The sequence below is a fragment of the Nocardia sp. NPDC050799 genome, assembly GCF_040654015.1.
In the GTDB taxonomy this organism is placed as follows: domain Bacteria; phylum Actinomycetota; class Actinomycetes; order Mycobacteriales; family Mycobacteriaceae; genus Nocardia.
The window spans coordinates 1-12,725 of sequence record NZ_JBFAHF010000012.1 but is presented as its reverse complement, the minus strand read 5'-3'; the positions used below and the strand labels follow the sequence as shown (position 1 = coordinate 12,725).

General features: G+C 67.1%; 12 protein-coding genes and 1 rRNA gene. 6 read left to right on the top strand and 7 right to left on the bottom strand.

Going from position 1 to position 12,725, the window contains the following annotated elements:
• The first annotated feature begins 64 nt into the window (after window positions 1-64).
• A complete protein-coding gene (locus AB0H42_RS14510) occupies window positions 65-2,068 on the top strand; it encodes an alpha-1,4-glucan--maltose-1-phosphate maltosyltransferase (protein WP_357055145.1) in 2,004 nt (667 codons plus the stop codon).
• Between the two features lie 10 nt (window positions 2,069-2,078).
• Window positions 2,079-4,235, top strand: a complete 2,157-nt coding sequence (gene glgB / locus AB0H42_RS14505) for a 1,4-alpha-glucan branching protein GlgB (protein WP_357055574.1) — start codon at window positions 2,079-2,081, stop codon at window positions 4,233-4,235.
• 429 nt (window positions 4,236-4,664) lie between these two features.
• On the opposite strand, the gene AB0H42_RS14500 is transcribed toward glgB, so the two are convergent.
• The 3 genes from AB0H42_RS14500 to AB0H42_RS14490 form a co-directional block, all read right to left on the bottom strand.
• Window positions 4,665-5,513 carry a tetratricopeptide repeat protein gene (locus tag AB0H42_RS14500; protein WP_357055571.1) on the bottom strand — a complete coding sequence of 283 codons (849 nt, stop codon included), beginning with the start codon at window positions 5,511-5,513 and terminating at the stop codon, window positions 4,665-4,667.
• Between the two features lie 61 nt (window positions 5,514-5,574).
• Window positions 5,575-5,943, bottom strand: a complete 369-nt coding sequence (locus AB0H42_RS14495; RefSeq protein WP_357055142.1) for a DUF3817 domain-containing protein — start codon at window positions 5,941-5,943, stop codon at window positions 5,575-5,577.
• A 69-nt stretch (window positions 5,944-6,012) separates the two neighbouring features.
• The gene (locus AB0H42_RS14490; RefSeq protein ID WP_357055139.1) at window positions 6,013-7,191 is read right to left on the bottom strand and encodes an acetyl-CoA C-acetyltransferase; all 1,179 of its coding nucleotides are present in this window, start codon (window positions 7,189-7,191) and stop codon (window positions 6,013-6,015) included.
• A 390-nt stretch (window positions 7,192-7,581) separates the two neighbouring features.
• On the opposite strand from AB0H42_RS14490, the gene mce reads away from it, so the two are divergent.
• Both mce and AB0H42_RS14480 read left to right on the top strand, forming a co-directional pair.
• The gene (gene mce, locus AB0H42_RS14485; protein ID WP_039822866.1) at window positions 7,582-8,055 is read left to right on the top strand and encodes a methylmalonyl-CoA epimerase; all 474 of its coding nucleotides are present in this window, start codon (window positions 7,582-7,584) and stop codon (window positions 8,053-8,055) included.
• Window positions 8,056-8,141: 86 nt separating this feature from the next.
• Window positions 8,142-9,155 (top strand): hypothetical protein, encoded by a 1,014-nt coding sequence (locus AB0H42_RS14480; protein ID WP_357055136.1) that lies wholly within the window; start codon window positions 8,142-8,144, stop codon window positions 9,153-9,155.
• A gap of 278 nt (window positions 9,156-9,433) precedes the next feature.
• Here AB0H42_RS14480 and AB0H42_RS14475 read toward each other — a convergent pair whose 3' ends face one another.
• Window positions 9,434-9,733: a hypothetical protein gene (locus tag AB0H42_RS14475; protein ID WP_357055133.1), complete on the bottom strand. Its 300-nt coding sequence runs from the start codon at window positions 9,731-9,733 to the stop codon at window positions 9,434-9,436.
• A 237-nt stretch (window positions 9,734-9,970) separates the two neighbouring features.
• Between AB0H42_RS14475 and AB0H42_RS14470 the strand changes: the two genes are divergently transcribed.
• Together AB0H42_RS14470 and AB0H42_RS14465 are read left to right on the top strand one after the other, a co-directional pair.
• Window positions 9,971-10,222 (top strand): hypothetical protein, encoded by a 252-nt coding sequence (locus AB0H42_RS14470; protein ID WP_357055130.1) that lies wholly within the window; start codon window positions 9,971-9,973, stop codon window positions 10,220-10,222.
• Window positions 10,223-10,684: 462 nt separating this feature from the next.
• A complete protein-coding gene (locus tag AB0H42_RS14465) occupies window positions 10,685-11,221 on the top strand; it encodes a hypothetical protein (RefSeq protein WP_357055127.1) in 537 nt (178 codons plus the stop codon).
• Window positions 11,222-11,449: 228 nt separating this feature from the next.
• On the opposite strand, the gene AB0H42_RS14460 is transcribed toward AB0H42_RS14465, so the two are convergent.
• From AB0H42_RS14460 to rrf, 3 genes are all read right to left on the bottom strand, one after another.
• The gene (locus AB0H42_RS14460; protein ID WP_357055124.1) at window positions 11,450-11,755 is read right to left on the bottom strand and encodes an ATP/GTP-binding protein; all 306 of its coding nucleotides are present in this window, start codon (window positions 11,753-11,755) and stop codon (window positions 11,450-11,452) included.
• Between the two features lie 10 nt (window positions 11,756-11,765).
• Window positions 11,766-12,449, bottom strand: a complete 684-nt coding sequence (gene nucS / locus AB0H42_RS14455) for an endonuclease NucS (protein WP_357055121.1) — start codon at window positions 12,447-12,449, stop codon at window positions 11,766-11,768.
• Between the two features lie 185 nt (window positions 12,450-12,634).
• Window positions 12,635-12,725 (bottom strand): 5S ribosomal RNA (rrf, locus tag AB0H42_RS14450); the annotation flags it as partial.

Sequence of the window (12,725 nt, the reverse complement as noted above, 5' to 3'; positions counted from 1 at the left end):
GCGGCTGGCCTGTCGCCCCGCGTCCGGTTTCCGCACCGCAGTCGTTGCCAATAACGTGGTGAGGATGACCGGCCGCATCGCCATCGATGACACCGCCCCGCACGTCCCCGGCGGCTACCCGGCGAAGGCCGTGGTCGGGGAGGTTTTCCCGGTGCGTGCCGTGGTGTGGCGAGACGGGCACGGCACGGTCGGCGCCACCCTCGCGGTGCGTGCGCCGGGCTCGTCCCGTTCGATCCGGGTGCCGATGACCCCCGACTACGAACCCGATGTCTTCAACGGTGTCTTCACGCCCACGGCGCCCGGAGTGTGGCATTTCCGGGTCGAGGGCTGGTCGGATTCCATAGCGGCCTGGCGGTCGGCGGTGGAGGCGAAACTGGCGGTTGGACAGAGCGCGGCGGATCTGGACAACGATCTGGAGATCGGGGCCCGGCTGCTGGACCGGGCGGCGCAGGCGGTACCGAAGCGGGAGTTCGAGCGGCTGCGGGCGGCCGCGGCCGCGCTCCGCGGCGCCGACCCGCTGCCGGCGCGGGTAGCTCCGGCGTTCACCGACGAGGTCACCGAGATCCTGCGGCGGACGCCGCTGCGGGAGCTGCTCACGCGCGGGCCGCAGTATTCGGTGCTGGTGGAGCGCTCGCGGGCCCGCACCGGATCCTGGTACGAGTTCTTCCCCCGCTCGACCGGCGGGCGCGACGCCGACGGATCCCCGGTACACGGCACCTTCGCGACCGCCGCGAATGAACTGCCCCGTATCGCGTCGATGGGTTTCGATGTGGTCTACCTGCCGCCGATCCATCCCATCGGCATGGTGAACCGCAAAGGCCGCAACAACGCGCTCACCGCCGGTCCCCGCGATGTCGGCTCACCGTGGGCGATCGGTTCGGCCGAGGGCGGTCACGACGCGTTCCACCCACAACTGGGCACCGAGGCCGATTTCACCGCCTTCGTCCGCAGCGCGACGGACCTCGGTCTGGAGGTCGCGCTGGATCTGGCGTTACAGTGCGCGCCCGACCATCCGTGGGTGAGCGCGCATCCGGAATGGTTCACCACGCTGCCCGACGGCACCATCGCCTACGCCGAGAACCCACCCAAGAAGTACCAGGACATCTATCCGCTCGATTTCGACCACGATCCGGACGGCCTGTACGCCGAGGTACTGCGGGTGGTGCGGTACTGGGTCGGACTCGGTGTGCGAATTTTCCGGGTCGACAATCCGCACACCAAACCGGCCGATTTCTGGGAATGGCTGATCGCCGCGGTGCGCCGCACGGATCCGGACGTGATCTTCCTGTCCGAGGCATTCACCTACCCCGCGCGACTCTACGGTCTGGCGCGACGCGGCTTCAGTCAGTCCTACACCTACTTCACCTGGCGCACGCACAAGCACGAGCTCACCGAATTCGGTCTGGAGCTCGCCGCAAAAGCCGACGAAGCCCGGCCCAATCTCTTCGTCAATACGCCCGACATCCTGCACGAGAGCCTCCAGCACGGGGGGCCGGGGATGTTCGCGATCCGCGCGGTGCTGGCCGCGACCCTGGGCCCCAGCTGGGGGGTGTACTCGGGTTACGAACTGTACGAGCACCGGGCGGTGCGCCCCGGTAGCGAGGAATATCTGGATTCGGAGAAGTACGAGCTGCGACCGCGACCCTTCGCCGAGGCCCGCGCCCGTGGCGAATCCCTCGAACCGCTGCTCACCCGGCTCAACGAGATCCGCCGCCGGCATCCGGCGTTACAGCAACTGCGCTGCCTGCGCTTCCACCACATCGACAACGACAACCTGCTCGCGTATTCGAAGACCGACCCCGCCACCGGCGACGCGGTCCTGGTGGTGGTGAACCTGAACCCCTTCACCGCCGAACAGGGCATGCTGTCGCTGGACCTGCCCGCCGTCGGCCGGGAATGGCACGACCACCCGGTGGTCCACGACGAGATCAGTGGCGAGCAGTACCACTGGGCACAGACCAACTACATCCGGCTCGATCCCGCGCAGGCGGTCGCCCACATCATCGCGCTGCCCCCGGTACCCCATCACGCCCGCGCCGCCCTGGCGTACCGGCGCGGGTTCCGGTGACGCCGCCATGATGGATCGCCGCGACCTGCTGCTCCTCGCCGCGGGCACCCATCCCGACCCGCATACGGTGCTCGGCGCGCACCCGCACCCCGACGGCACCGCGGTACGGGTGCTGCGACCCGAAGCGGAATCGGTATCGGTGCTGGTCGGCGGCGTCGATCATCCGCTGGATTCGCTGGGGCACGGCGTCTTCACGGCCGTGCTGCCGTACCCCGAGATCCTCGACTACCGCATCGTCACCGTGCACCCCCACCGACCGGCCACCGTGACCGCCGACGGCTACCGATTCCTCCCCACCCTCGGCGAGCTGGACCTGCACCTCATCGGCGAGGGCCGGCACGAACGATTATGGCAGGTACTGGGCGCGCACCCGCGTACCTATCCAGGTCTCGACGGTGAAGTCGCCGGTGTCTCCTTCGCGGTCTGGGCGCCGAACGCCCGCGGCGTCACCGTGTTCGGTGATTTCGACCACTGGCAGGGCGGTACCTGGCCGATGCGCTCGCTCGGGGAGTCGGGAGTATGGGAGGTCTTCGTCCCCGGCGCCATGCCCGGCGACCGCTACAAGTACCGGGTGCACGGGGCCGACGGACGGATCACCGATCACGCCGACCCGGTCGCGTTCGCCACCGAGGTCCCACCGGCCACCGCGTCCGTCGTCACCACGACCGAGCACCGCTGGACCGATCAGGGCTGGCTCACCGCCCGCAGCCACACCGATCCGGCGCGTGCCCCGTTCAGTGTCTTCGAAGTGCATCTCGCGTCCTGGCGGCCGGGACTCGACTACCGCGAACTCGCCACCGAACTCAGCGAATATGTACGCGGGCTCGGTTTCACCCATGTCGAACTGCTCCCAGTGGCCGAACATCCCTTCGGTGGATCCTGGGGATATCAGGTCACCTCGTACTACGCCCCGACCGCACGCTTCGGCAGCCCGGACGATTTCCGCGCCTTCGTCGACCATATGCACGTCACCGGTATCGGCGTCATCCTCGACTGGGTTCCCGCGCATTTCCCGCGCGACGCCTGGGCGCTGGCGCGTTTCGACGGCACCCCCCTGTACGAGCACCCGGACCCGCGCCGCGGCGAACAGCCCGAATGGGGCACCTACATGTTCGACTACGGACGGCCCGAAGTACGCAACTTCCTGGTCGCCAACGCCCGGTTCTGGGTCGAGGAATTCCATATCGACGGCCTGCGCGTAGACGCGGTCGCGGCGATGCTGTACCTCGACTACGCCCGGCCCGGCGGCGGCTGGGAACCCAATGTCCACGGCGGCCGTGAGAACCTGGAGGCCGTCGCCTTCCTCACCGAACTCAACGACAGCCTGCATGCCGCGTATCCGGGTGTCGTCACCATCGCCGAGGAATCCACCACCTGGGCCGGCGTCACCCGCGCCACCGAGGTCGGCGGGCTCGGCTTCTCCATGAAATGGAATATGGGCTGGATGCACGACACTCTCGGCTATCTGGGCCGGGACCCCGTGCACCGCACCTGGCACCACAACGAGATCACCTTCTCGCTCATGTACGCGTGGAGTGAAAACTATGTCCTGCCCATCAGCCACGACGAGGTCGTGCACGGCAAAGGCACCCTGTGGACCCGGATGCCCGGCGACGAGTTCGCCAAAGCCGGCGGGGTCCGCGCGCTGCTGGCCTACATGTGGGCCCACCCGGGTAAACAACTGCTGTTCATGGGCCAGGAGTTCGGGCACTACCGCGAATGGTGGCACGACCACAGTCTCGACTGGCCCGAACTCGGCAATCCGCTGCACCGCGGTGTCCAGCTGCTGGTCGCCGACCTCAACCGGATCTACCGCGACCATCCCGCGCTCTGGAGTCAGGACACCACTCCCGGCGGCCACTCCTGGATCACCGCCGACGACCGGGAGGCCAATGTCCTCGCGTTCCTTCGCCACGGCGCCGACGGCAGCACGGTCGCCTGCCTCTGCAATTTCTCCGGCGCCACCTACCACGACTACCGGATCGGCCTGCCCGCCGCCGGGCACTGGACAGAAATCCTGAACACCGACGCGCTCGAATACGGCGGCACCGGCTCGGGCAATCTCGGCGTGGTGCACGCCGACGCGGTCGGCCGCCACGACCGTCCCGCGTCGGCCGCGCTCACGCTGGGCCCGCTCAGCGTCATCTGGCTGACCCCACGCCCCTGAACAGCCGCACTTTCCCCGGACAGGTACAACCACCGGCGCCGAGCCGACGCAGCTTTGAGAACGTCAGAGAATCCGAGAGATCTCGGGTGGCGATCCGCGAAACCCCGACTCACGCAGTGGCGTCGGCGTCCGACCTCCTCGGCGCCCTGTGGTGCCGAGCTCGGCGAGCCCGCAACGTTCGAAGCCCGCGAGCATCCCTGGACCTGGGAATATTTCGGTGTTGTCGCACCGAATTCGACTCATGCGATCGCGTCGACATCCACCATCCCGGTCACCCGCCGGCGCCGAGTCTTACGAGGCCCTGAAAGGGTCGAGGCCCGTCCCGCTTCAGGCCTCGAAAGTGCATGAGCCGAAGGCTCGAGTCTCGAGGCCTGAACGGCGGGACCAAGGGGGCCTCGACCCCGCGCCGCCGAAGGCGGCGCCATGAACTCAGTACAGGGCGGTTGCCAGTTTGCGGCGGGCCGCCACCACGAACGGCTCGGCCTGGTCGAAGAGTTCGAACAGTTCCAGCAGGCGGGTCCGGACCGTGGTGCGTTCGTCTCCGGCGGTCCGGGCGACCAGTGCGATGAGCCGGTCGAACGCGGCCTCTGGCTGCTGCTGGAAGAGTTCCACATCGGCGGCGTCGAGCGCGGCCGCGACATTGCCGGGGTCCGCGTCGGCGGTGGCGATCGCCGATTCCGGGAGGTTCTGCGCCCGGCGCAGGAACTTCACCTGCCGCAGCGCCGCTTTGGCCTCGGAGTTACCGGGCTCCTGCTCGACGATCGATTCGTAGGCCGATTCCGCGCCCGCCAGGTCGCCCTGTTCGAGCAGCGCCTCCGCCGCCGCGAACCGGGGGTCGGCGGGCGGCTCCTGTGGCGCGCTCGGGTCGCCCTCGAGTTTGCCCTCCACCGCCTGCACGACGGCGGCCAGCCATTGCGAAACCTGTGCTTCGGGCTGGTTGCCCTGGAAATCGGCCAGCGGTTGTCCGCCCGCGACCGCGATCACCGTCGGGATGCCCTGGACGCCGAAGGCCTGCGCGATCCGCATATTGCTCTCGGCTTCGACGGCGGCGAGTTCCCAGGTGCCGTCGGCCTCGCCCACGAGCCGCTCCAGCAGCTGGACCAGTTCGATGCTGCCGGGACTGCGCTGGGAGTACAGCGCCACCACGACCGGGACCTGGGCGGAGCGGCGCAGCACCTTGGTCTCGAAATCCGCCTCGGTGACCGTATGGTCGCCCGCGGCGGCCGGCGCGCCCGCCGGCGGCTGCTTCAGGGCGGACAGATCCACCGCCCCGGACATGGCGGCGGCTACGGCGGGTGAAGGACGGCGGGATGCTGGTCGAGTCACAGGGTCCAGTTTGTCACGAGGAGGCCGCGAGGGTCTGCGGGGACTCGGTGGCGCCGACCGCACTCAGCTCACCCAGCTTGCCGGTGCGTACGGCCCACACTTCGAAAACGACCGTGCAGAACGGCGGAATGCTGGACAGCAGCGCCAGCACCGTGGTCTTCCAGTTCCATTCGAGCTCACGCGCGGCCAGCAGTGCCGTCAGCACGAACAGGACGAAGATGCCGCCGTGTACCGGGCCGAAGATCTTCACGCCGATCTCGTTGCCCTCCGCGGGGAGGTACTTGAACGCCATTCCCACCAGCAGGCCCAGCCAGGACAGCGCTTCGAGTACTGCGAAGAAGCGGAACCTGCCGGCAACGGTACGCAGACCAAGGAAGTTCATGCGCCCATTGTGCACTAGCCACTACACGGTGTCGTAGTCGAACCGGTCACACGAGACAAACCGGGCGGTCTACACCTTGACGATCAGCGCATCGCCCTGGCCGCCGCCACCACACAGCGCGGCCGCACCGATCCCGCCGCCGCGGCGCTTCAGCTCCAGCGCCAGATGCAGCACGATCCGCGCGCCCGACATCCCGAGCGGATGCCCGACCGCGATGGCGCCGCCGTTGACGTTCACCTTCGCCGGATCGAGCCCGAGCTTGCGGGTCGAGGCGATACCGACCGCCGCGAACGCCTCGTTGATCTCCACCAGGTCCAGATCGGCCGGGGTGACCCCCTCCTTGGCACACGCCTTGGCGATCGCGTTGGCCGGCTGGTCCTGCAGGGTCGAATCCGGGCCGGCCACGACACCCGCCGCACCGATCTCGGCGATCCAGCTCAGCCCCAGCTCCTCCGCCTTGGCCTTGCTCATCACGACCACCGCGGCCGCGCCGTCGGAGATCTGCGAAGCCGACCCGGCGGTGATCGTCCCGTCCTTTCGGAACGACGGACGCAACTTGGACAGCGATTCCGCGGTGGTATCGGCCCGGATCCCCTCGTCCTGCCGCACCACGACCGGATCACCCTTGCGCTGCGGCACCTCCACCGGGGCCACCTCGTCGTCGAAGATCCCGTTCTTCCAGGCGGCGGCCGCGCGCTGATGCGACGCCGCGGCGAACGCGTCCTGATCGGCCCGGGTGATCGGGTCGGTGTCGTTGCGCTGCTCGGTGAGCGCGCCCATCGCCTGGTCGGTGAAGATATCGTGCAGCCCGTCGTAGGCCATATGATCGCGCAGGGTCACGTCACCGTATTTGAATCCCTCGCGGCTCTTCTCGAGCATATGCGGGGCGCGGCTCATCGATTCCTGCCCACCGGCCACCACGATCTCGTACTCCCCGGCCCGGATCAGCTGATCCGCCAGCGCGATCGCGTTGATCCCGGACAGACACACCTTGTTCAGGGTCAGCGCGGGCACATCCATCGGGATACCACCCGCTACCGCCGCCTGCCGGGCCGGAATCTGTCCCGCCCCCGCGGTGAGCACCTGACCCATGATCACGTAGTCGACCTGGTCGCCCCGGACGCCGGCCTTTTCGAGCGCCGCGGCGATCGCGAACCCACCCAGATCCGATCCGCTGAAATCCTTCAGACCGCCCAGCAGCCGGCCGATCGGGGTACGCGCACCGGCCACGATCACAGAGTTGGTCACGACGAGCCTCCTGTATCTGTTGCGCCGCCGTCGGCGGCGCGGGGTCGGGGGCCGCTCGGGACCCCGGCTGTGTTCATCTGCTCCGCGTTCGGCAGTCCACCCTGTCGCTCCGACCCGGTGCGGGCTCCGATCACACAGGTGACCGGCCCGGGAACGGCCTCGCCCGGCTCTCGGGTTCGGCCCGGGATGCGCGCGATGCGACCCACGATCCGCGGGTAACCCGAAAGCCACCCGCGGCGCGGACTACTCCACGGTAGCTTGCGGTATCCCCGGATCGGCGTGCCGGGATGGCAGATCACCTCGTCGAGTTTTGAGGGCAGCCGCCCTCTATCGACCTCGATCCGGGTGGGTACGCGACCGCGGCAGGGTGGAACGCGCTACTTTCGAAGGGTGAGCACCGCTACCCCGTCATCAGAATTCATCCCCGCCGACTACATCGTCGCGGTCGACCATGTCGGTATCGCCGTCCCCGACCTGGACACCGCCGTCGCGTGGTACGCGGAGAACCTCGGCCTGGTCGAGACCCACCGGGAGGTCAACGAGGAACAGGGCGTTCAGGAAGCGATGCTCTCCGCGCCCGCCGCCGAGGACGATTCGACTGCTCTGCAGTTGCTGGCTCCGCTCGACGAAACCTCCACCATCGCGAAATTCATCGATCGCAGCGGCCCGGGTCTGCAGCAGCTGGCCTTCCGGGTCACCGATATCGAAGCCGTTTCCGCATATCTACGTGATCGAGGCATGCGTCTGCTGTACGAGGCGCCGCGACGCGGAACCGCCGACTCCCGTATCAATTTCGTCCATCCGAAGGATGCTGGCGGTGTGCTGGTCGAGTTACTGGAACCGGATCCGAATGTTACGCACTAGTCTCGAGATCGGACTGTAAGGAGACGCTCCGATAACATTCCCGGTCGGCTCACCATGCGCAGGTCTCAGGCTGTAGTTTGTTGGCCATGTCGTCACCCGAGTCCGATCGCAATCGCTTCGTTGCGCTGCCCTTCACCGTTGTGCGCAAGGGTTATGCGCAAGACGAGGTGCGTAACTATTTCGACCGCTTCGATGCCGAGTTGCGGGTTACCGCCACCGACCGCGACGCCGCCGCCGCCCAGGCCCGGAACCTCGCCAGTCAGCTGGAAGACGCCCGCGACGAAATCGACGAACTCCGCAAGGAAGTCGACCGGCTGTCCGTACCGCCGACCACCGCGGAGGGGATGAGCGACCGCATCTCCCGCATGTTGCGATTGGCCTCGGACGAGGCGTCCGAGGTTCGCGCCCTCGCCCAGGCCGAAGCCGCCGAGATGGTTTCCATCGCGGAGCAGCAGGCCACCGAAATGCGCGGCAAATACGAATCCCTGCTCGCCGAAACCAAGGAAAAGCGCGAAGCGCTGGAGATCGAATACGAGCAGACCCTGGCCAATGCTCGTACCGAATCCGCGAAGATCATCGACGCCGCGCAGGCCGACGCCGAGCGGCTGGCCAAGGAGTCCGAGGCCAAGCGCAAGGCCAACCAGCAGGACTTCGAGGTCACCATGGCCGAGCGGCGCACCAAGCTGACCCGCGCCATGGAAGAGCTCGAGGCCACCAGCCGCGCCGAGGCCGCCCAGCGGATCAAGGACGCCACCGACGAGGCCAACCGTCTCATCACCTCGGCCACCCAGACCTCCGAGCGCAAGATCGCGCACGCGAAGGAACTGGCCGAGGAGATGCGCGTACTGCGTGGCCGGGTCCTGGCCCAGCTGCTCGGTATCCGCGGCCAGCTCGATTCGGTGCCGGCCATGCTCGCGGCCGTCAACCGGGAGAGCGAACTGCTCGACGGTGTGCCCGAGCAGCCGCGCAAGTCCATCGGCAGCGGTCAGAACAAGTCGGTGTCCGGTCAGCGTCAGAAGGCCATCCCCGAGCTGAGCTCCGATAACGACTCCGACGATATCGTCGAAGAAGAACGCGAAAGCGCCGACATCAGCAACTGAGCTTCTGTCGGGAGGTGTACGGCGACACCGCGGATCGATCCGAAGGCCGCCCCGGATGGGGCGGCCTTCCTCATATCCGAAGATTCACCCAACAGCCACAAGAGCCGGGGTCCGTGCGCACTTCGTCGCCCGGCACCCTCAGCGACTATCCGGCCGGCCGTAGGTAGTGGTGCAGGTCAGCCGAGACATCGATGTGCACCCGGAGTCACCCGAGCCGGTCGCGGATCCCGGCGACCCGGTGCGCGGCCCTCGTCCGGCACCGCCACGAACACGCAGCATCACCGGCCGGCGTCGCCGATAGCACCCCGCCGTTCAGAGCAGCGGTTAGACTCCTCTATACCCTCCACGACCTGGGAATCTGCACACCTCCCGCAGTGGACCGGATCATAGAACGCATTTCCCTGGACGACCCATCGGCGGCCGCGCAACTGATAGATGCAGTGTGGCATGTGGGTGAGCACGACCAGGCCGTTGACTTCGCGCACCGCGCCGCCGATCACGCGCCTTTCACAAACGCTCGCGATATCGCCGAACTGGTGAATGCGCTGCTGTTTCTGCGTGAGAATATAAAACGCCACAAAAGGCCGGTTCGGGCAAGCAAGCGGGCAGACTCTCGCCCCGCGTTGCTGCCCTACGCGATACGTCCGAGAACCTGAAGATAGTCAAGGTATTGAAGGACCCGGAGGCAGATGAGCAGGACCGTGGGCTCGCGTGCCGTGCCGCCGTCTACGTCTCCTTCGAAAATGGGGCCGAACGGCCATGATGGTTCTGCTGTTGAACGTGGCGGGGGCCAGCGAGCAACTCCATGAGCTCGCGTGCCGGATCACCGCCGAGTTTCCCTCGAGGATGTGTTTTACGTCGGCCTGGTGATGCACGTGATGTCGCGAGTGGGCGAGACTGAGCAAGCCGATCAGCTCGCGCGCCGAGCCGCTCCCGACGTCGCCGTCGAAGGAGTCGGTATCGGTCTACTGGTACAAGCAATGCGCACGGCGGGAGCGAGCGGACAGGTAATCGATCGGCTCGCGAACCGCATCGCCGCCAGAGCTACCCTTGAAAATTACAGCTGAAGAGGCAAGGTTGCTCGATGTAATAAGGGTGGCGGGAGCAAGTGAATTGGCTGTCCGCCGACTCGCCAGCCGCGTCGCCGCCGGCATCGCCCTCAACAACGAGCACGAAATCTATGAACTGGTATATAAACTGCGGATGGTCGGAGCGAATGAGCAGGCCCATGAGCTGGTGCACCGACTACCTGTCGCAGGAATGTTCAAAACTTTCCTGAGAGTCACCGGGGCGAGCCAGTTCCACTTCGGACGAGCCCTGATGGGCGCTCGACAGAACCCTGGGCCTGGGACGATCTCGAAAAAAGGCTTGCCGACATCGGAGGCGCTCAAGGGCGGGCTGTACAACAGGCCACTCAGTTTCCGACGAGGAAAAAGAACCCTCCACAGCCGGAGACGAAGGGGCGCGGGACCCGTAGTCCGCGCTGATACTGTTGCCTCTCCATCGCCTATTCGAATTCGGGAGCACCATTGCCTCACGCAAGAAAGTTCGTCACCGCGATACTCGCCCCCACCACCGCCGTTCTCGCGGCGGCCGCGCTCATAACCGCGGGGGCCGGCACCGCCGCGGCGCAGCCCGCGCCGTCAACCAATATGACCTGCGGTAGCGCCAATCCGCTGCCGTGGGCTCCGCCGTTCACCTGGCAGATCCGGGCGGCCTCCGGCGCGAGCCAGCCGCCCGGCGGCACGGTCCTGGAGCCATCGCTGCTGCTCAGCGGTGGAAACGATCTGCCCAACCCACCCGCGAGCATGTTCCCGATCTTCGGCACCACTCCCTACGGCACCCGCGTCCAACTCGACTGGCACAACGAGACCACCGGCGCCTCGGGTACGGCGTTCAGCGATGAGGAGATGCTGAAGCAGAAGCCGAGTATCCCGGTGAACCGCGCCTGGCCCGGGGTCGGCACGGTGTCGTTCACCGTCACCACCCAAACCGGCGCCGGCTGGTGGTTCCTCAACACCCGGTCCGCGGTGTGCCGCGGCACCGTATCGATCCTGCCGGCCTGACCCGCCACAGCCGTACGCCCGGCAGCATCCGGTGCTACTCCGGATACTGCCGGGCCAGCGCCCGACCGTGGTTCCAGCTGAGTGGCGAACTGCTGCTGATAGATCGCCACCGCAGCTCCCAACCTTCCAGCCATGTTCTCCAACTGTGCTGGCAAGATATACTTGCCGAACGGTGCGTTCGATAGCGCATTCGCCACTCCTGCACAACCGCTTAGGACCGCTACTCCGCTACGACCAGCGCCGGGTGATCCCGCGGGTTCCGCGCCCGTTCCAGCAGCCCCGATGCCAGTGCCGGCGGTCCGTTTCACCGCCACCGACCGGCCACGCCACCACATGCGCCACGCGGGGCATGACCTCATGATCGCAGCCCGGGCAGCGGTACCGTTTCACCGCCCGCGCGCCTGGCACCGTACGGACCACGTATTCGTCACCGTGCGGCCCTGATTCAATCCGCCGGTAGACATCCCCCAACCCACTGTCCGGCCGCGGCGTCTGCGCCCGGGAGCGCTCGGTACGCGGATTTCTTCGTGGCATGACTTCCAGTCTAGAAGAGCCGGAATTCGTCGCTCTCGGTCCCACGCAGGGCGTTGTAATCGAGCGTGAGGCAGCGGATCCCGCGATCCTCCGCGAGCGTGCGCGCCTGCGGTTTGATCTGCTGCGCCGCGAAAACCCCGGCGACCGGCGTCAGCAGCGGATCCCGGTTCAACAGTTCCAGGTAGCGGGTGAGCTGCTCCACCCCGTCGATCTCGCCCCGCCGCTTGATCTCCACCGCGACCGTACGCCCGCCGGCGTCACGGCACAGCAGATCGACCGGACCGATAGCGGTCATGTACTCCCGCCGAATAAGGCTGAACCCGGCGCCGAGCGTCTGCACATGCTCGGCCAGCAGTTCCTGCAGATGCGCCTCCACCCCGTCCTTGACCAGCCCAGGGTCCACGCCCAGTTCGTGACTGGAGTCGTGCTCGATCTCGGCGACGCTGATCCGCAACTCCTCCCCCGCCTTGTTCCTGACCACCCACAGCGCCTTCAGCTCCGCCGCCGGGTCCGGTTCCCGTTCTTCCAGCCAGCACGGTGGGCTCATCCAGTTCAACGGCTTGTAGGACCCACCATCGGAATGCACCAGCACCGAACCGTCCGCTTTGATCATCAGCAGCCGGCGAGCCATCGGCAGGTGGGCGGTCAGCCGCCCGACGTAGTCGACCTGACAGCGAGCAATCACAAGGCGCATCCGGGTGAGTCTAGGTGAGCACCCTGGCCGCCGTTCCGGGGCCCGACAGCGTTTCGCGACCGGCCGGATGGACCGACGGAGCCTGCTCTCGTACCGACGAATCTCACCTGAACACACCCCGAGAACGGTAATACCCCGAAACGCCTCTAGGGGCCCACAATTGTGGGCCCCTAGAGGGAAATATGTTCCGGCGGTGTCCTACTCTCCCACACCCTGTCGAGTGCAGTACCATCGGCGCTGGCAGGCTTAGCTTCCGGGTTCGGAATGGGACCGGGC

Excerpts from the sequence above, each read along its gene's own strand:
- AB0H42_RS14495 (WP_357055142.1), bottom strand. The coding sequence starts at position 5,943 with ATGAACTTCCTTGGTCTGCGTACCGTTGCCGGCAGGTTCCGCTTCTTC.
- glgB (WP_357055574.1), top strand. The coding sequence starts at position 2,079 with ATGGATCGCCGCGACCTGCTGCTCCTCGCCGCGGGCACCCATCCCGAC.
- AB0H42_RS14500 (WP_357055571.1), bottom strand. The coding sequence starts at position 5,513 with ATGTCCGGGGCGGTGGATCTGTCCGCCCTGAAGCAGCCGCCGGCGGGC.
- nucS (WP_357055121.1), bottom strand. The coding sequence starts at position 12,449 with ATGCGCCTTGTGATTGCTCGCTGTCAGGTCGACTACGTCGGGCGGCTG.
- AB0H42_RS14510 (WP_357055145.1), top strand. The coding sequence starts at position 65 with ATGACCGGCCGCATCGCCATCGATGACACCGCCCCGCACGTCCCCGGC.
- AB0H42_RS14480 (WP_357055136.1), top strand. The coding sequence starts at position 8,142 with ATGTCGTCACCCGAGTCCGATCGCAATCGCTTCGTTGCGCTGCCCTTC.
- AB0H42_RS14460 (WP_357055124.1), bottom strand. The coding sequence starts at position 11,755 with ATGCCACGAAGAAATCCGCGTACCGAGCGCTCCCGGGCGCAGACGCCG.